Origin of the sequence: Syntrophobacter fumaroxidans MPOB, from assembly GCF_000014965.1 — a bacterium.
In the GTDB taxonomy this organism is placed as follows: domain Bacteria; phylum Desulfobacterota; class Syntrophobacteria; order Syntrophobacterales; family Syntrophobacteraceae; genus Syntrophobacter; species Syntrophobacter fumaroxidans.
In genome coordinates this window covers 2,805,205-2,823,352 of the sequence record NC_008554.1, presented here as the reverse complement: position 1 = coordinate 2,823,352, position 18,148 = coordinate 2,805,205, and the positions used below count along the sequence as shown (strand labels likewise).

The following is an 18,148-nucleotide window of genomic DNA, read 5'->3' as shown; positions in this document are numbered from 1 at the left end:
GAGGGCAAATGATTCCGCAGCGAAGCCGATTTCCTGCCTCACTGTGGCACGAACCGGCTCTCCATCTTTCGGTCGTTGCTCTGACCGCCTTTCTATCCTATTCCAATACCTTCGACGCATCGTTTCATTTCGACGATGTGAGAAACATCGTTTCCAATTCCATCATCCGGGATTTCGGCAACTTCATCGAACCGTCACGGGTTGCGGATCACCCGTATTACTTCGACTTCAAGATGAGATACGTCGGTTTTCTCACCTTTGCGTTGAACCATGGTCTTCATGGATTGAAACTTGCGGGATTTCACGCGGTGAACCTACTGATCCATGTCGTCAACGGTTTTCTCGTCTACTTTCTCGTGCTCCTGACTTTCAGGACCCCCGGGATGCGTTCCACGGTCATGGGCGGCGAGCGACACGACGACGCCCAAACCGGCCCACGCCGCCTCATCGCGTTCTTTGCCGCCCTCTTTTTTGTCTCGCACCCGATTCAGACACAGGCCGTGACCTATGTCGTGCAAAGATTCGCTTCCCTGGCCACTTCGTTCTACCTGGCAGCGGTTGTGTCATATGCCGGGAGTCGCCTCAACGCAATGCATCGTCGCCCCGTCGCGGCCTGTTGTCTTTATGGGCTGGCGCTGTCTTCGACCGTCCTTGCCATGAAGACCAAGGAGATATCCTTCACCATTCCAATCATCGTGGCGCTCTATGAATACCTGTTCTTCGGCAAGACTTCAGGCAGCCGGGCCGCAAGATTGGCGCGGCTCGTCCCCTTCATCCTGACCTTCGCCGTGATACCGCTCGGCGCGGTCGATTTCGACGGCGATGCATCCGTCCTGAGTCAGTTGGGCGACCGTTCGAGAGTGCTGACCGGCATGTCCAGGCACGACTATTTTCTGACTCAGCTCACCGTAATCCCGGTCTATATCGGCTTGATCTTTCTCCCTCTCGACCAGAACCTCGACTACGATCATCCGATCCACACGGTGTTTTTGAATTCGCAAGTCGTGTACTCCACCCTGCTGATTCTCTTCGTGCTGTTCGTCGGGGCCTTCCTGGCGAGTCGCTCGCGCTCCGGTGCGGGAGGATGGAGGCTGACCGCGTTCGGGATTTTCTGGTTTCTTGTGGCTCTGTTGCCTGAGTCCAGCATTGTGCCGATCGTTGACGTGATCTACGAGCACCGGGTGTACCTGCCGTCGGTGGGGGCGTTTGTGGCCATTTCGTCCGGGGTCGTTCTGTTGGCCGAGAAATACCGGGCGGGACAACCATGGGCAATGCGGGCGGTGTGTTTGTTGCTTGGCGTGGCGGTACTTCTTTTTTCTGCGATGACGCACGCAAGGAATGCCGTCTGGAAGGATGAGATCACCTTGTGGGAGGACGTCGTCTCAAAGAGCGGGAACAAGGACAGGGCCCGAAACACCCTGGGGGCCGTCTACCTGGAGTCGGGCCGGCTCGATCGGGCGGAAGCCGAGCTCTTGAAGACCCTCGAGATAAACCCACGGTACTGGGCCGCGCACGTCAATCTGGGCAGTTGCTACATGAGGAGGGCCGAATCGGCGCGGCGCGAGGGCGGTTCATCCGAGCGGGTGCTGGAGTTGGTCGACAGGGCGATTGCCTCCTATCGGCATGCCCTGACGATCGACCCCGGCAATGAAATGATCGATTCGTTGATCGAATCGGCTTACCGGACCCGGCATGTTCTGACGACGAATGCTGAGAGGTGAAACGTGCGAAACGAAGGCGCCGTGGTACTCATTCCTGCCTACAGACCGTCGGAGGCTCTCACGGAACTCCTGAAATCCCTCACAGCGAGCCGACTTGTTCGGGCGGTAGTCGTTGTGGATGACGGAAGCGGGCCGGAATTCCACTCGTTGTTCGATAGCTTTTCCGAATTCGACGAACCCCTTATCATCCGTCACCGCGAGAACCTCGGAAAAGGTGCGGCGCTGAAGACCGGCCTGGGACACATCGCGCGGTTGTTTCCCGACGGCATCGGAGTGGTCACGGCGGACGCGGACGGTCAGCACACCGCCCGAGACACCCTTGGGATCGTCAAGGCGCTTGGAAACCGTCCCGGAGCCTTGATCCTGGGAGTCAGATCCTTCGGACGGAAGGTTCCATTTCGGTGCAGGATCGGAAATCTCGTCGTCGTGAACCTGTTGAGCCTCATGACGGGACGCCGGATAACCGACACCCAGACCGGCCTGCGCGGGATTCCCATGTCGTTCGTTGCCGATCTGCTCGACAGTCCCTGCGACGGCTATGAGTTTGAAACGGATATGCTCCTCCAGTGCGTACGCAAGAACATCGAAATATGCGAGGTCAAGATCGAGACGATCTACATCGACGGCAACTGCTCCTCGCATTTCGATCCAGTGCTTGATTCCGTGCGCATCTGCCGGGTTTTGCTTCGATTCGGCGCATTGTCGCGCCGCCTGCGGCCTTCCTCGACGGCGCGGTGTTCATGCTGACGTTCACGATCTGCTCCGGCATCGCCGTGCCCATGGGGACGGGAAGGCGCGTGGCTGGTTCTTTCAACGCCGTCTCGAACGGAAAAGTCCTGTTCCGATCACGGGAAGGAATTGTCCCGCCGCTCCCCGGATACGGGCTGCCTGTGGTTTTCTCGGGGATAACAGGATATAATTTAAAAGATCTCCTGTATACCTTAAGACCGGCACGGGTGTGTTTCTTGCCGGGGTGATATCCGAGACCGGCATGCTCATTCCGGAGTTTCTTTCATCGCTCGGCGGGGCTTGGTGTTTTTCCGGGAAAGGGAAAAGCTCCGGCGACGAGTTCCCGAAGGGTGGGGGAGGCACTGGAAATGACGGGGCGAGAATGATGCCGGACCGGGCGCATCGGGCGAAATGCCGGGAAGGGCTTGTCGCCCATGCGATCTGGGCCGGGCTTGGCGCTCCCGGGATGTCTGCCTGATTCCGACACGGTTCTGAAAGCGGCCTGAAGAGCCGATGGCGCTCCGGGTCCGAAACGAGTGAACCTCATGAGGCTAAGAATTTTCTGGCGCGTGATTTTCGCCCAGGGCGTACTGATCCTACTCGTCCTCGTGGTGAGCCTGTACGCCCTCGACAAGCTCAACTGGCTCATCCGGCTCAACGGACGCATTGTCGAGGTGGATACCGTGTGCCTGAAGGAACAGAGGCGGCTCTTGAAGACCTTTCTGGTGGAGATGCGCAATGCGGAAAAATACATGCTGATTCAGGACCCGGTTCTCCACGGAGCCTATATCGAGGCGAGGCAGGACTTCGCTGAAGCCCTGGCCAGGATCAACGCCTTGGTCGATTCCGAGCCGGAACGGAGTCTGATCGCGGAAATCAAGGACCTACACACCCGCTACGACGAGGAGTTCAAGCGGGCCGTGCCCGGGAAGGGTACCGAGGACCAGACCAGAAAAGGAATCGCCGAGGGGTTGCTCGAACGCGGCAATGAGCTCGTTCGCCACCGTGAAGAACTCATCGGCGCCAAGACCGTGGAAGCCCGCGACATGGCGGAATCCGCCGCCCGAGACATGGGCTGGCTGACGGTTGCCGGCATAGGAGGCGCCCTCATGCTCGCTTTTTTCCATGCGCGCGGGATGAGCAGGCCTCTGAAAAACCTGGCCCAGGAAATGCGCAGAGTGGGCCGGGGGGAGTTCACCCGCTCCCTCGACCTGAGGGCGCCTCTGGAAGTCGTGGAGCTTGCCGAGACCTTCAACTGGATGACGGAACAACTGGCCCGCCTCGAAGAGCTCAAGGCGGACTTCACCGCTCATGTCTCGCATGAGCTGCGCACTCCCCTCACCGCCATCCGCGAAGGAATCGCCCTCCTGCTGGAGGAAATCCCCGGACCGCTCTCGTCTTCACAGAAGGAAATCCTGGAGGTCGTGCGCGGCAACGGCGAACGGCTTTTTGTGAGCATCTCCTCCATCCTGGATCTTTCCCGGATGGAAGGTGAAATGATGGAATACCAGTACGCGCCGTGTGACCTTCAGACCCTCATAGAGAAAAGCGTTCAAGGGCTGGACCCCATTGCGAGGAAGAAAAACATCGGGGTCGAGACCATCCGAACCGGGAATCTGCCGCTCCTCATGCTCGATGAATCCAGGATGCGGCAGGTCATTGACAATCTCATGAGCAATGCGCTGAAATTCACCCCCGAGGGGGGCCGTATTTCCATAACCACCGTCCTGAAAAGAGATGACCGGGAGAAAGGGAGGGTGGTGGAGGTGAGAGTTTCGGACACGGGGCATGGAATTCCGGAAGAAGATGTCGAAAAGGTGTTCGGGCGCTTCTACCGGAGTCCGCACCATCGAGGCAAACGGCACCAGGGAACCGGATTGGGCCTGGCAATCGCCCGCCATATCGTCACTGCCCATGGAGGGCGAATCTGGGCGGAGAACGAGCCTGCAAGCGGTGCAACCATAGTGTTTACTCTTCCCGCAAATTTTGCTTACAATAGATCGTCGGTTTGAGATCGTCCGGGAAATCGATATCGCTGCGGGCTGATCCGAAGGTTTGAGCATGATGGCCACACATACCCTTGTATACAGAAGACTTGCGGGGCTGGTGCTCCTTCTCGTTGTGCTGGGCGGGTGTTCGACGAAGACGCCCGAGCCGCCCCCCCCCGTTCCCGCCGCCTCCATTCCGCTTTTTCCTCCACAGGAAGCCTTGACGGGCGGGGATTTCAGCGGTTTTGCGGAGGCGAACAAAAAGACACTCGAAACGTGTGACTCGGACGACGGGTGCGCCACGGCGCTTTTCAATCTGGGCGTCGTCCATGCCTATCCACCCGCACCGATCTATAACCAGTCGGAAGCCTTGAAGTATTTTCGAGAGCTCATCGCGAGATACCCGGACAGCCCCTGGGCATCCCAGGCCAAATTCTGGGTGGAGCTGCTCAGAAAGACCGTTGCGTTCGAAAAGGACCGCAAGCAGCTGCGCAGAGAGATCAAAGCCAGAAAGTCGGATATCGAAGAACTGAATGAACAGATTCGACGTTCCCGGGACATCGATACCGAAATCGATCAGAAGGAACAGGAACAGTTGCGACAGGAAATTAAAGAGAGAGAATCGGCCATCGAAGAGCTGAGCGAACAGATTCGACGTTCCCGGGACATCGATTCCGAAATCGATCGCAAGGAACGCGAGTTGCTGAAATAAGGGATTCAATGGCGGGAGAAAAGATCCTTGTCGTGGATGATGATCGGGGGCTGCGTACCCTGATGAAGGCCCGCCTGGAAGGGGCCGGGTACCGGGTGACGCTTGCGGAGCGGGGAGAGGAAGCTCTGACCGCCGCGCAGGAGGAGGTCTACAGCGCAGCCGTGCTGGATCTCAAAATGGAGGAGATGGACGGCATGGTGCTGCTGGAGAAGCTGCTCCTGGTTCAGCCCTACCTCCCCGTGATCATCCTGACCGCCTACGGGACAATCGCCGGAGCCGTCGAAGCCACCAAAAAGGGGGCCTACGACTTCATGACCAAACCGTTCGAAGCCAAGGATCTCCTGTATCGTCTGGAGAAAGCCCTGGAGGTGGGCAGCCTCAGAATGGAAGTGGAACGGCTGCGGACCCTCGTGCGCGAACGCTACCATTTCGACAACATCATTGCGTCGAGCGAGAAGATGCAGCAGGTTCTGCTCCAGGTGTCGCAAATCGCCGCCACCGACTCGACGGTCTGTCTCTACGGGGAAAGCGGCACGGGCAAGGAGTTGATCGCAAAAGTGCTTCACCTGACCAGCACTCGGTCCCGGGGGCCGTTCGTGGCGATCAATTGCGGAGCCATTCCCGAAGGCCTGCTGGAGAGCGAGTTGTTCGGGCACACCAAGGGTGCTTTCACGGGTGCGGATCAGGCGAAGAAAGGGCTTCTGCAACAGGCTGAAAGGGGCACGCTCTTCATGGACGAGATTGCGGAGCTCACTCCGGCACTGCAGGTCAAGCTATTGCGGGTGTTCCAGGACCATGAGTTCTATCCCGTCGGAGGCGTCCAACCGGTCAAGGTGGATACGCGCCTTGTGGCCGCCACCAACCAGGACCTATGGAAAGCGATCCAGGACGGGAAATTCCGGGAAGATCTATATTACCGCATCCATGTCATTCCGGTTTATCTGCCGCCTCTTCGCGAACGCCCCGAAGATATCCCGCTGCTGGCCCATCACTTCCTGCAACACTTCAACGGCACCATGAACAAGAACATCCCCGGCTTTTCTCCGGATGCCATGCACCGCCTGATGCTGCATCGATGGCCCGGGAACGTCCGCGAACTGGCCAACGTAGTGGAGAGGGCCGTCGTGCTGGCCCGGGAGGGCAACATCTGCGCCGAGCACCTGCTCCTGGAGCGGGAGGCGGTTTCCGACTCGGGGACCGAACTTCCTCCCCTGACGGCGGCACGGGACGAATTCGAACGGGCGTACCTGATCCAGGTCCTCCACAGCACGAAGGGCAACGTCTCGCGCGCGGCGGCCAAGGCGGGTCGATACCGCGCCGAGTTCTACAAGCTGTTGCGCAAGTACGATCTGGACCCCGCCACCTTCAAGGAAGAGGAACGCTCGTCCGGCGCGTAGCAGCCTCATCCGTTGTCTCCCCCTTTTTTCCTTCCTGTAGGGTTTTGCCGCCAGTCTTGCAGTGGTTTTCCTACACTTCGTCGTGTCGTCGTGGCGCGATGGCTGTGTCGCCGCGCCATTGACCTGTGCGCGGGCGCCCGGCGAGGACGCTTCGAAATCCTCGCTCCACGGAAGGGGAGACGCCCGCAAACCCTTTTCTGGAGCCGCCTCACCTTACTCCAGCGGTTGATCGTCACGGCCTGCCGATGAGCCTGAATGAAGGCGACAAGGCGTTCTTTGCCTCCCTTCCGCCTGGTTGGCATGTCGATTGCTCTACGGTAGGGGAAGGCTGCCGCACGGTTTTATACGGAGGTGCGTTCAAGATGACACAACACCTGCCCGTCGGGAGGTTGACGCGGGCGGGCTTTATGCCCTCCCGCCCAATGCACTCATATTGAACGCAAAATTGTCTTACAGGGATGGATATGAGCTTGCGTTCACCGCAAGATGAGAGAGCATGAAACCTTTCCTTTGCTGCGTCCGACCGGCGCGCCCCTGTGGACGATCTCCACGACGCGGAGACATGGTGTGAGACGCCCGTCGCACAGCCTGGCGAATTGCTGTTCTGTACTCTCGATCGCGAATTGGCACGAAGGATTTCAGGCGAGAAAACGAACCTGTCGTATTCCCGCTGGGGGCGCCCGGCAACCGAAGCAGTTCCGTGGCTCCGCTGCAGGGGACGGAGCCTGCTGCCCGGGTCGACCGGGGCTGGGGAATGGACGGTAAGAGGGGGCCGGGAGGCCCCCTCTTTGCTTTCGTGGTGCGCCCGGCAGGGGAAGCCCGGCGCCGGAGGCTCGGGATTTCGATGCTTTGTCTCCGTGCGCCGGCAGGGTGCACGCGCCCGGGAGCGCCTAGGCGGCCATGGTTTTCAGGCCGGGGGCAGTAATGAAAGCGGCTTCCGTGAGAGCGGTCAGTGCCTCAACCGTCACTTCGGGTGCGATCTCCCTCAGGATCAGCTTCCCGTTTTGGAAAGCGAACAGTCCCAATTCCGTGACCACCAGGTCGGCCTCGGCGAATCCGGTGACGGGCAGAGTGCAGCGCTTCACGAGCTTCGGTTTCCCATCCCTGGTCGTGTGCTGCATGCCGATGATCACCTGCCTGGCGCCGGTGATGAGGTCCATGGCGCCCCCGACCCCGAGTTGCTTGCCGTTGGGGATGATCCAGTTGGCGATGTTGGCTTCCTGGTCCACCTGGAATGCGCCGATCACCGTGGCGTCAACATGTCCCCCCCGGATCATGCCGAAGGACGCGGCACTGTCGAAATAGCTGCAGCCGGGAGTCTCGGTCACGGGCTGCCGACCGGCGTTGATCAGCTGCCGGTCGATCCGTTCCCCGACGGCCAGCGGGCCAACCCCCAGGATTCCGTTTTCGGCCTGGATGAAAACGTCCGCCTTCTGAATGTAGTCGGCCACCAGGGTGGGGATGCCGACTCCCAGGTTGATCACCAGTCCGTGGCCCACCCCGTCGAACTCCTCGGCGATTCGACGCGCGATGCGGACCTTGGCTTCCTCCTCTGAAACTAACGGCACCATGCTAGACTCTCCGTACCATGATATCGACGAAAATATGGGGAGTGACCACGGACTCCGGGTCCAGGCTGCCCACCGGTACGCTCTCGTCCACTTCGGCTATGGTCAGTGCCGCCGCCATGGCCATGAGAGGATTGAAATTGCGGGCCGTCTTGTAATAGACGAGATTGCCGAGATCATCGGCGCGACTTGCCTTTATCAGGGCAACGTCGGCGTGGATGGCGCGCTCGAGGACGTAGGTCCGGCCGTCGAAGACTTTGGTTTCCTTGCCCTTGCCCAATTCCGTTCCGGCGGATGCCGCCGTGTAGAACGCCGGGATTCCGACACCGGCCGCGCGGATGGCTTCGGCAAACGTTCCCTGCGGCACCAGCGTCACCCCGATTTCTCCCCTGCTGTAGGCGAGACCGACCTCGGGGTTCCAGTTGTAGTAGTTGCCGACCAGCGCCCGGATCTGCCCGTTGGTCAGGAGCTTTCCGAGACCGACCCCCGGAGAGCCGAGATCGTTGCTGATGATGGTCAGATCACCGATGCCGGAAGCCGCCAGCGCCTCGACCAGTCCTTCCGGGTATCCGGCGAGGCCGAAACCGCCCACCATGATCCTGGAGCCCGGCTGAATGAGGGCTATCGCTTCCGCAACCGTTCGAAACTTGCCTCTATCGCCCATGGAACAACCCCAAAAAGTCGTTTCAAGATGAGCGCCCGACTCGAAGGCCCGAGAAGCCCGTCCATCCCGTTGGGCAGGATTGTGGCCGGCTGTCCCGGGAGGGGCTCCGACGAGCCGGGCGCCCGATGCAAAAAAACCTGAATAGACGAAAAGAACCATTGTCATCGGATGTACCGAGCAAGACCCATGCCATGAGCGGAGGGCGGGGCTGCGGAGGGTTGAAGGCGGCAATTGACCGAAAGCACTGCGGAAAATTCCACTCTCGGGGGTTGGCGCGCGTGGAGTTTCCGGGTGCCGGGAAAATGCGTGTCCCGGGTTCCGGACGCCCGTCCCTCGTCTGCCTGCCAATCGATGAACCCGCGAGGCTGGAGGCGCGGCCGAAGGGAAATCGCGCGGGCGCGTAAGGAAGGCCGAAGGGCTGCGGTCCGATAGCGGGGGTGCAAACGGACGCGTGGCGGACTCTTGCGGTGCCTAATTGTCCCAATCGGGAAAGGGCGGTCCGGAAGAGCCGCCTCGCTCGGCAATGAGGAATTCCAGCAGTCCTTCGCCTTTCGGAGTGAGCGTCGTTCCCTGCTTGGTGGTTCCCACTCGAATCAGTCCATCGTTCCTCAAAAGCCGCAGATATCGCTTCATTCTTCCTTCGCTGACGAAATGGCCCCGGCTGCCGAGTTCACGCATGAGTGTTCTTCTGCCGTTCAGCAGCCTTTTGCGTTCGCGCAGAACGTGGAGCAGCCCCGACAATTCCTCCATCGACGCGCACGCCGACTCCAACAGGCGCCGGACGGTGTCGCGCTGGTCGCCGTCGCTCCCTCCCCGGGCCGGTCGCCGGTCGAGGGCGAAGGTTTCCGAAAGACTCCGCGGCACATGTTCCAGTTCGACCACTGCGGCGTTTCTGGATGAAATCTGAAGATAATCGGCAAGATTGAGCAGCTCCCGCACGTTTCCCGGCCAGCCGTAGCGCCGCAGACACTCGGCGACGTTCGGGGAAAACGCCTTGCGGCTGCCGTATTGTTCTTCGAGGTACCGGTTGAGGACGTAGGGAATGTCTTCGCAGTGCTCGCGCAGCGGCGGAATATCAAGCGGCAAAGTGTTCAAACGGTGATACAGGTCGCGTCGGAACTTCTTTTCGGCGATCGCCTCACGCAGGTTGCGGTTGGTTCCCGCAATGATGCGAACGTCGATGGGGATGATCCGGTCGGCTCCGACCTTCATGATTTCCTTTTCCTGGAGGACTCGAAGCAGCCTGGACTGGACGTTGAGCGGCGCGTCGCCGATTTCGTCCAGAAAAATCGTGCCTCCGTGAGCCTGCTCGAAAAACCCGGTCTTGCCCCCCTTCTTGGCCCCCGTGAAGGCGCCCGATTCGTATCCGAACAGCTCGCTCTCGATCAATCCCTCCGGAATCCCGGCGAAATTGACGGCAACGAACGGCCCGTCCCGCCGTGGCGAGCTCCGATGGATGGCGTGCGCGAACAGCTCCTTTCCGGTTCCGCTCTCGCCCGTGATGAGAATGTTCTTTTCCGTGGCGGCGAACTGCAGCGCTCTTTCCTTCAAATCGTCGACGGCCCCGTTCAGGGTCCAGATGTCGTCGAATCCGTACTTGGTGACATGCCCTTTGCGCGCGAGGTGCAGCCGTACATCCTTTTCCAGGCGCTGGAGGCGGGCGATTTCCCGGAAGGTGTAGATCTCCCGGACCTCGTTCTCGCTCACCACCGGGATCTTCTGAATCAGGATCTGTTTGCCGTCATGGTCGTAAATGGAGGACGAACCGGAATCCTTTGACGACTTGCCCGTGAGATTGACGGTGTGCTTGAAGCCGGCCAAAAGATCGTTGATGTTCGTGGCGAGTATGGCGTCGATGTCCTTTCTGAAAAGCCGGGCCGCCGATTGGTTGGCAATGTCGATTCGGCCGGTTTCCTTCACCGAAAGCAGACCGTCCTCGAATTGGTTGAGGATGACTTCCTGGTATCTGCGGAGCAGCTCGGACTGTTCGAGGACCGCGGCCAGCTTGCGGCTCGATTCCATCAGGAAGTTGTGATAGTAGGTGGCGAAGTTCTCCACGTAGCCGGGGTCGAGGTCCAGGGCGAGGAGCAACTGCAGAAAAGAGTGGATGCTGATGATGCGCGGCCCTATGTCGATCACCCGCCTGATTTCGCCGGGGCACAGGTGGGTCATCCCGGGGGAGATGGCGGCCGCGATGTCCCCCAGGCTCCGCTTGGAGCCCCTCCAGTAGGGCACGTAGTCGAGATGGGTGATCCCGAGGCTCTTGAGCGAATCGACGGTTTCCTCGGTGGCCGCCCTGGGATCGTTCACGACGAGCACCCTGGACGCGCGGGGAAGCATGAGCACCTTCTCGAGGTTGTAGCCGGTGATCAACCGCTTGGGCGCCACGATCGGCAGATCGGGGTAAATCGATCGCAGGCGCGGCAGCAGAAAGGCGCCCGACGTCATCACCACGTCGGTCCGCGGCGGCGCGGCGGCGCACTCCTGGAACGTCTTGCTGCGCACCTTCACTTCCCCCCCGATGATGTTGTTGATGATGGTACACAAGAAGTTGTTCACGTTCCTGTCGATGGAAACGATGAGAAGGGTCTTTTCCTGATGCTTCATGGTCCGAGCCTCCCCTCCGGTCGAAACGTCCGAGGCGCTGTGCGGCATCCCTTCGGGTCGTGCCGCCCCGGTTCGGTTCCCGGTCTTGATTAGGATGATCGGGGCAGTGATCTGGATTCTAAAAGTCCTAATAATCATGCCCCAGTTGGCTTCACCCTTCAAGCAAAATCTCCCCGGGGCCCGAACGAGCATTGCCGCCGCATATCGAATTCGGGCCGGTCCGCAGGCGGCCCACGCCGTCCCGCCGTTTCTCCCGCAAGGCCGGCACCGATCCTTCCCGACGCCGCGGTCCGCCGATCTTTCCGGCTATGGCGCCGCTTCTGCGCGGGCGTCCGCCAAAAAGGCACCGGCGATATTTTAAATCGCTTGGCACAGCTATTGCGTATAGCTCTCAAAGGAAGCGGGCGGAGGTTCCCGCCCGCGAGGAACATCGCCGTGAGTTTCAGACACAACCCGAATTTCATAACCGAAAGAGGTGCATGGTCCCATGAACGCGATTCCGGGGAACGTGTTTTCGAGGCGGCTCGACATGGCTCTGCCGGTGGCGGACGGAGCCCGCGGGCTGTGGATTGAAGACCGGGACGGCAACCGGTATCTCGATGCGAGCGGGGGGCCCCTGGTGGTCAACGTCGGCCACGGGCGGGAGGAAATCGCCCGAGCCATGTATGACCAGGTTTTGCGGTGCGATTACGTGCATCCCACCATGTTCACCACCCGGGCGGTGGAGGACCTGGCGAAAGCGCTGGCCGCTCACGCGCCTCCGGGCATCGGACGATTTTACTTTCTTTCCGGAGGGGGGGAAGCCGTCGAGACCGCGATCAAGCTGGCGCGGCAGATCCACCTCGAGAACGGCCGGTCCGGGCGCATCCGGCTCATTTCCCGCTGGAAATCGTATCACGGTCTTACCCTGGGCGCGCTGGCGGCAACTGGGAGGACCACGTTCCGGGCCCCCTTCGCTCCCCTGCTCACCGAGGTGGAACACATCCCGGCCCCATACTGCCTGCGCTGCTCTTTCGGTTCGACCTATCCGGAATGCGGCCTGCGCTGTGCCCTGGCCCTCGAAGAGACCATCCAGAACCTCGGTCCCGATACGGTTTCGGCTTTCCTGGCCGAAACGGTGAGCGGAGCGACCATCGCCGCCGTGCCCCCGCCTCCGGGCTATTTCCCCCTCGTGCGGCGGATCTGTGACCGCTACGGCGTGCTGTTGATCCTGGACGAGGTCCTGTGCGGATTCGGCCGGACCGGCCGATGGTTCGCGAGCGAGCACTACGACGTCGTCCCGGACATCGTCACGATGGGCAAAGGATTGGCTGGAGGCACCATCGCCCTGTCCGCCGCGGCGGTTCGCGACAGCCATTTCGAGGCCATTCGCAACGGCAGCGGCGGGTTCGTCCACGGCGGGACGTTTTCGCACCACAGCGTGGCCGCCGCCGCCGGGCTCGCGGTGATCGGCATCATGGAGCGGGAGGGACTGGTGGAACGGGTCGCCCGACTGGGCGAGGTCCTCGGAAAGAAGCTGCGCGCGGCCCTGGCGGATCATCCCAACGTGGGCGAAGTGCGCGGCATCGGCTTTCTGTGGGGGGTCGAATTCGTGAAGGACAGGAAGTCCCTGCAGCCCTTCGCGCGCGGCGAGAAATTCGTGGAACGGCTGTGGCGCAACGTTATGGCGCGGGGGGTCCAGTTGTATCGCTCGACCGGGCTGGCCGGAATCGACGGCGATGCGCTGGTGATCGGCCCGCCCTACATCATCGAGGAAGACCAGTTGGACCTGGTCGTCACGGCGTTGGCTGAGGGACTCGAACAGACCCTGGCATAGGGAGTGCTGTTCCTCCCTGGTTTCGGGCCTTGGAGGCCGGCCGGGGATTCCACCCGGGGCGTTCCATGTGAAAGAACGGAACACAAGGTGCCGGCGCCGCGGCGGCGGATGTGGTTGCGTAAACCATCAATCCGGAAAGGTGCGCAATGAACGGATGGATGGGGAAGATCCTGCGCGTGGATTTGACCCGGGGCGAAGTACGGGATGAGGCACTGGAAGCCCGGATCGCCAAGGATTATATCGGTGGGAGAGGCCTCGGCATCGAGACGTTGCTCCGGGAAGTGGACCCGAAATGCGATCCGCTGTCCCCCGAAAACAAACTGGTGATGGCCAACGGGCCGCTCACGGGCACCAAGGCTCCGACCGGGGCGCGGTACATGGTCATGACCAAGTCGCCTCTGACCGGTTCGGTCACCTGTTCGAATTCGGGCGGATATTTCCCGGCGGAGTTGAAGAAGGCCGGCGTGGATATGATCGTCTTCGAGGGACGGGCGTCCGAACCGGTTTATCTTTACATCGAAGGGGAACGCGCGGAGTTGCGTTCCGCGGCGCACCTTTGGGGAAGGACAACCCACGAGACGGACGCCGCAATCCGTCGGGAGACCGTTCGAGGGACACGTGTGGCCTGCATCGGACCGGCGGGAGAGCGGGGCGTGCTGTTTGCCTCGATCATGAACGACCGGGACCGGGCGGCCGGCCGTTCCGGGGTCGGGGCGGTCATGGGGGCCAAGAATCTGAAGGCCGTGGCCGTGCGAGGGGACAAGGAAGTCGTGCTGCACGATGCCAGGGCATTCGCTGAAATCGTCAGGAAAATCATCAAGCGGTTCCGGGATTCCCTCAAGGGCGGCAAGCACCCGCTCAACCTGCACGGGACCGCGGTCACGGTCATGGCCACGCAGAATTTCGGCGTTTTTCCCACCCGGAATTTCCAGCAGGGAACGTTCGACGCGTGGGAGGAGATCCACGGCGAAAGCCTCACGCGAAAGTTCCTGGTCCGACCCAAGGCCTGTTTCAATTGCCCCATCGGGTGCGGCCGGGTCACCAAGGTGGACGAACCCGGTTTCCAGGGGACGGGGGAAGGCCCGGAATACGAGACGGTGTACGCCATGGGAAGCAACTGCGGGGTGAGCAACCTGGCGGCGGTGACCAAGGCCAACTATATTTGCAACGAGATGGGAATGGACACCATCTCCATGGGAGCCACCATCGCCTGCGCCATGGAACTTGCGGAGCGCGGGTTCCTGCCGGAGGCCGACGTGGGAGGACCGCTGCGTTTCGGAGACGCTCGCGCTCTAGTGGAGCTTACCCTCAAGACGGCATCGCGCGAAGGCTTCGGGGATCTGCTGGCCCGGGGCAGCTATCGCCTCGCCGAGCACTACGGGCACCCCGAACTGGCCATGGTCAGCAAGAAACAGGAATTTGCGGGCTACGATCCCAGGGGTGCGCAGGGCATGGGACTGGCCTACGCCACCTCTCCCGTGGGTGCTTCGCACATGCGCGGGGATTCGGCCTATATCGAGCTTCTCGGGGTTCCCATGGTGCTCGATCCGCTCAGTTGGGAGGACAAGTCGGAGCTTGTGAAGGATTGGCAGGACGTGTTCACCGTCATCGATGCGGCGGGGCTCTGTGTCTTTTTTTCGGTGAGGAACCTGGTGACGCCCACTCGCGATATCCGGCCCCAGGGCATCATGGAGCTCCTGAACGCGGCAACCGGGGCGGACTACGGCCTGGATGAGCTGGTTCGGGCCGGAGAGCGGATTTTCAACGCCGAACGATTGTTCATGATCCACGCCGGGCTGTCGTGCAAGGATGATTCGCTGCCGCCGCGGATGACCGGCGAGCCGCTTCCCGACGGTCCGGCTCGAGGCAGTGTCTGCCGCCTGCCGGAAATGCTCCGGTCCTATTATCAGCTGCGCGGGTGGGATGAGAACGGCATACCGACCTGGACGAAACTCAGGGAACTGGGACTCGTCTGAGTCCGGCTGAGGGGGGCGGTCATGCGGGTGGAGGTTCAACTCTACGCCACGTTGCGAAAGTACGGGCCGCCGGACGGAGGCCCCCGGACCGTGGTCGTGGCGGAGGGCGAGCGCCTCGGACGGGTCCTGGAAGCGATCGGCATCCCGGCGGATGTGGAGCGGGTGATTCTCGTCAACGGCCGGCCCGCAACCGCCGACTCGGTGCTCCAAGAGGGCGATCGCGTGGTGTTGTTCCCCCCCGTGGCGGGCGGGTGACGGCCAATCGGCGGCTCAATTCAAGAAATGCGGCGAATCGTAGGGTCCGGGATGTTGCCCGGGGTCTTGGGGGATGAGGTTTTCCGCCCGGCGGGAAGGGCGGGAGCAACCATCAGTCATCGACAAGGGAGGTAGGGAAATGAGAGGGAACGGGAAAAGTCTGTGGATACTGGCTCTCATCGTCGGCCTGGTCCTGGCGGGCGGGCCGGTCTGGGCTCAGGACACCGTCAAGGTCGGTGTGGTCGGACCGCGGACCGGGACGGCGGCGGCAACCGGGAAAGCCTTTGAGGAAGGAATCAAGCTGGCCACGGATTACGTGAACGCCAAAGGCGGAGTGCTCGGCAAGAAACTGGAAATCGTGTTCGAGGATACGGCGGGCGCTCCGGACAAGGCTGCTTCCGGCTTCGAACGCCTTGTGACCAGGGACAAGGTGGCCTTGGTGCTGGGTGAGAGCCATTCTTCCTCCGCGTTGGCCGAAATTGAGGTCGCCGAACGTTTCAAGGTGCCTTTCATCGTGGTCGAGGCCTGGGCGGATCCCATCACTGCAAAGAATTACCGGTATGTGTTCCGGGCGGGCCCGTCCAACACCGGCGTGGTCAATGAATCCATAGCCAAGTGGGTGGTGAGCGAGAAGTTCAAGAAAGCTTACATCGTGGCGGAGAACACGGACTGGGGCCTGGGCATCGCCGAATTGTCCAAGGCTGCCCTGACCAAGGCCAACATCCCGTTCGAGATGCTGGTAACGGAGCGGCAGAGCCAGGATCACTACACCGAGCTGAACAAAATCAAGGCATTCGATCCGGATGTCGTGCTGGCCTATATCTATGGGACCGGCCTGCACTACTTCGTGGCCCAGGCGGGCGAAGTGAAACTGACCCCCAAAGCGATCGTGCTCGACGGGGCAGGTCCTCCGAGCCTCTGGCCGGATTACTGGAAGAACGTGGGGGATTACGGGGACCTGGAGTGTTTCGTTTCCTCGATGCACGAAAAGGTGGAGCTGACCAAGCTTGCAACCGAGTTCCGCCAGGCCTATGTCAAGGCGTTCGGCGGCCCGCCCACCGATTACAAGTCGCGTTCCATTTACGACAGCATTCTCATCGCGGCGGACGCCATCAACCGCGCCAAGTCCACGGATCCCGAGAAACTGGTGGAAGCCCTGGAGAAGACCAGCCTCGAGGTGACCCGCGGCACCGTCAAGTTCGGACTGGAAAAGGGCGGCACCACCTATCATCAGTGGGAGCCCCCGATGCTCATCGTCCAGTGGCAGGCCAAGCAGCAGGTGGTCCTCTACCCGGCGGCGGCGGCGACCGGCAAATTGAAGAAGTAATACAATTGACCTGGAAAACAGGCTCCCGGGTGAGTCTGTTTTCATGCTTCGCGGGTGTCGCAGGGGGCATGGATAATTGCGTTTAAGATGAGTGCATTGGGCGGGAGGGCATAAAGCCCTTCCCTACGTCTGAGGGGCACATCGGTCCGTGGCAAGGGGCGGGTTTATCCCCTCCCGCGTCAACCTCCCGACGGGCAGGTGCCGTGTCATTTCGAACGCACCTCGGTATAAGGACGATCGCGGGGGATCGATCCGCAAATCCTTGTGGGCGGTTCCCGGGAAAGGGGGTCCTGTCTTCCTTTTGTGGGAGGAGCGGGCCGCCTCTTTCGGCACGGAGACGAAGCCCAGGGTGGGTTGCTTCGAGCGGGATTCACTCCCTGCCGGGGCGCCAACGGTCTGAATTCCCCCTGTTCCAAAGCAAGGGGAGCGGGGGGGATTCGAGCTCAACAGCAGCCGGGTGCGGCGATTGGATGCGAGGACCGGCCACATCGAATCGCCGCGAGACGGGAAAGGTACTGTCATGTTTGCTCTAGCCGTCATGAACGGCCTGGTGATCGGGGTCATCTATGCCCTGGCCGCGCTGGGGGTATCCCTGGTGGTCGGTATCATGAACGTGGTCAACTTCGCCCACGGGGAGCTCTACATTCTGGCCGGTTATTTCAGTTACCTGTTTGCCGGGGCGCTCGGAGTGAATTTCGTGGCGGCGATGATCGTTGCCGTGCTGCTGGTGTTTCTCTTCGGCCTTTTTGTGGAATGGGTGCTCATCCGTCCGACCTATGGCAACGACATGTATTCGCTCATCCTCACGTTCATTCTCTCTATCGTGTTGCAAAACGCCTACCTGCTCATTTTCGGACCCTACCCGAACAAACCGCCCGGATGGGTCGGCGGCGCAACCAACGTTTTCGGGCTGTTCTACTACGGCAATCAGCGACTGGCCGCGCTGGCGGCCGCAAGTGTGGTGATCGCGCTGCTCTTCGTGGTGATCAAGAAGACCTGGTTCGGGCGGATCATCAGGGCCACGAGCCAGGACCGTGAGATGGCGGAGCTCAACGGGGTGAACACCACGCGCCTGAATATGCTGAGCTTCGGGCTCGGCTGTGCCCTGGCGGCGGCGGCGGGGGTGATCCTGGCTCCCGTGTTTCCGGTCACTCCAACCGCCGGGTTGCCCGTGGCGCTCACCGCCTTTGTCGTCGTGGTTCTCGGCGGCATGGGATCACTCTGGGGGTGCGTCCTGGGAGGCCTGATTCTCGGCCTGGTGGAGAACCTCGGGGCGGCCTTCATTTCCACCGGGTACAAGCACCTTTTTAATTTCATCATCCTGATTCTTGTGCTCCTCATCAGGCCGGCGGGTCTTTTCGGCCGAAGGGAAGCCTAGCCCATACGAT

13 protein-coding genes are annotated in these 18,148 nt (G+C 61.1%); 10 read left to right on the top strand and 3 right to left on the bottom strand.

What is annotated here, in order from left to right:
* Positions 1-8 precede the first annotated feature (8 nt).
* From SFUM_RS11880 to SFUM_RS11855, 5 genes are all read left to right on the top strand, one after another.
* Positions 9-1,721: a tetratricopeptide repeat protein gene (locus SFUM_RS11880; RefSeq protein WP_011699149.1), complete on the top strand. Its 1,713-nt coding sequence runs from the start codon at positions 9-11 to the stop codon at positions 1,719-1,721.
* Between the two features lie 3 nt (positions 1,722-1,724).
* Entirely contained in the window at positions 1,725-2,468 is a 744-nt protein-coding gene (locus SFUM_RS11875; RefSeq protein WP_011699148.1) for a glycosyltransferase family 2 protein, read from the top strand.
* 527 nt (positions 2,469-2,995) lie between these two features.
* Entirely contained in the window at positions 2,996-4,462 is a 1,467-nt protein-coding gene (locus tag SFUM_RS11865) for a HAMP domain-containing sensor histidine kinase (RefSeq protein WP_011699145.1), read from the top strand.
* 49 nt (positions 4,463-4,511) lie between these two features.
* Positions 4,512-5,150 (top strand): hypothetical protein, encoded by a 639-nt coding sequence (locus SFUM_RS11860; protein ID WP_011699144.1) that lies wholly within the window; start codon positions 4,512-4,514, stop codon positions 5,148-5,150.
* Positions 5,151-5,158: 8 nt separating this feature from the next.
* On the top strand, positions 5,159-6,547 hold the full coding sequence (locus SFUM_RS11855) for a sigma-54-dependent transcriptional regulator (protein ID WP_011699143.1): 1,389 nt from the start codon (positions 5,159-5,161) through the stop codon (positions 6,545-6,547).
* Positions 6,548-7,437: 890 nt separating this feature from the next.
* Here the strand turns inward: SFUM_RS11855 and SFUM_RS11850 are convergent.
* The 3 genes from SFUM_RS11850 to SFUM_RS11835 all read right to left on the bottom strand — a co-directional run bounded on the left by SFUM_RS11850 (position 7,438) and on the right by SFUM_RS11835 (position 11,386).
* A complete protein-coding gene (locus SFUM_RS11850) occupies positions 7,438-8,118 on the bottom strand; it encodes a 3-oxoacid CoA-transferase subunit B (RefSeq protein ID WP_011699142.1) in 681 nt (226 codons plus the stop codon).
* A gap of 1 nt (position 8,119) precedes the next feature.
* Positions 8,120-8,779 carry a CoA transferase subunit A gene (locus tag SFUM_RS11845; protein WP_011699141.1) on the bottom strand — a complete coding sequence of 220 codons (660 nt, stop codon included), beginning with the start codon at positions 8,777-8,779 and terminating at the stop codon, positions 8,120-8,122.
* 471 nt (positions 8,780-9,250) lie between these two features.
* On the bottom strand, positions 9,251-11,386 hold the full coding sequence (locus SFUM_RS11835) for a sigma-54 interaction domain-containing protein (protein WP_041440389.1): 2,136 nt from the start codon (positions 11,384-11,386) through the stop codon (positions 9,251-9,253).
* Positions 11,387-11,873: 487 nt separating this feature from the next.
* On the opposite strand from SFUM_RS11835, the gene SFUM_RS11825 reads away from it, so the two are divergent.
* The 5 genes from SFUM_RS11825 (at position 11,874) to SFUM_RS11805 (ending at position 18,138) form a co-directional block, all read left to right on the top strand.
* A complete protein-coding gene (locus SFUM_RS11825; protein ID WP_011699139.1) occupies positions 11,874-13,202 on the top strand; it encodes an aminotransferase family protein in 1,329 nt (442 codons plus the stop codon).
* A 146-nt stretch (positions 13,203-13,348) separates the two neighbouring features.
* Positions 13,349-15,178, top strand: coding sequence for an aldehyde ferredoxin oxidoreductase family protein (locus tag SFUM_RS11820; RefSeq protein ID WP_011699138.1), 1,830 nt, complete (start codon positions 13,349-13,351; stop codon positions 15,176-15,178).
* A 21-nt stretch (positions 15,179-15,199) separates the two neighbouring features.
* On the top strand, positions 15,200-15,433 hold the full coding sequence (locus SFUM_RS11815; RefSeq protein WP_011699137.1) for a MoaD/ThiS family protein: 234 nt from the start codon (positions 15,200-15,202) through the stop codon (positions 15,431-15,433).
* Between the two features lie 139 nt (positions 15,434-15,572).
* A complete protein-coding gene (locus tag SFUM_RS11810) occupies positions 15,573-16,760 on the top strand; it encodes an ABC transporter substrate-binding protein (RefSeq protein ID WP_041440387.1) in 1,188 nt (395 codons plus the stop codon).
* A 520-nt stretch (positions 16,761-17,280) separates the two neighbouring features.
* Positions 17,281-18,138: a branched-chain amino acid ABC transporter permease gene (locus tag SFUM_RS11805; RefSeq protein ID WP_011699135.1), complete on the top strand. Its 858-nt coding sequence runs from the start codon at positions 17,281-17,283 to the stop codon at positions 18,136-18,138.
* The last annotated feature ends 10 nt before the right edge of the window (positions 18,139-18,148 follow it).

Bases quoted from the DNA above. Each gene is read 5' to 3' on its own strand.
- SFUM_RS11880 (WP_011699149.1), top strand. From the start codon at position 9: ATGATTCCGCAGCGAAGCCGATTTCCTGCCTCACTGTGGCACGAACCG.
- SFUM_RS11865 (WP_011699145.1), top strand. From the start codon at position 2,996: ATGAGGCTAAGAATTTTCTGGCGCGTGATTTTCGCCCAGGGCGTACTG.
- SFUM_RS11860 (WP_011699144.1), top strand. From the start codon at position 4,512: ATGATGGCCACACATACCCTTGTATACAGAAGACTTGCGGGGCTGGTG.
- SFUM_RS11855 (WP_011699143.1), top strand. From the start codon at position 5,159: ATGGCGGGAGAAAAGATCCTTGTCGTGGATGATGATCGGGGGCTGCGT.
- SFUM_RS11850 (WP_011699142.1), bottom strand. From the start codon at position 8,118: ATGGTGCCGTTAGTTTCAGAGGAGGAAGCCAAGGTCCGCATCGCGCGT.
- SFUM_RS11845 (WP_011699141.1), bottom strand. From the start codon at position 8,779: ATGGGCGATAGAGGCAAGTTTCGAACGGTTGCGGAAGCGATAGCCCTC.
- SFUM_RS11835 (WP_041440389.1), bottom strand. From the start codon at position 11,386: ATGAAGCATCAGGAAAAGACCCTTCTCATCGTTTCCATCGACAGGAAC.
- SFUM_RS11825 (WP_011699139.1), top strand. From the start codon at position 11,874: ATGAACGCGATTCCGGGGAACGTGTTTTCGAGGCGGCTCGACATGGCT.
- SFUM_RS11820 (WP_011699138.1), top strand. From the start codon at position 13,349: ATGAACGGATGGATGGGGAAGATCCTGCGCGTGGATTTGACCCGGGGC.
- SFUM_RS11815 (WP_011699137.1), top strand. From the start codon at position 15,200: ATGCGGGTGGAGGTTCAACTCTACGCCACGTTGCGAAAGTACGGGCCG.
- SFUM_RS11810 (WP_041440387.1), top strand. From the start codon at position 15,573: ATGAGAGGGAACGGGAAAAGTCTGTGGATACTGGCTCTCATCGTCGGC.
- SFUM_RS11805 (WP_011699135.1), top strand. From the start codon at position 17,281: ATGTTTGCTCTAGCCGTCATGAACGGCCTGGTGATCGGGGTCATCTAT.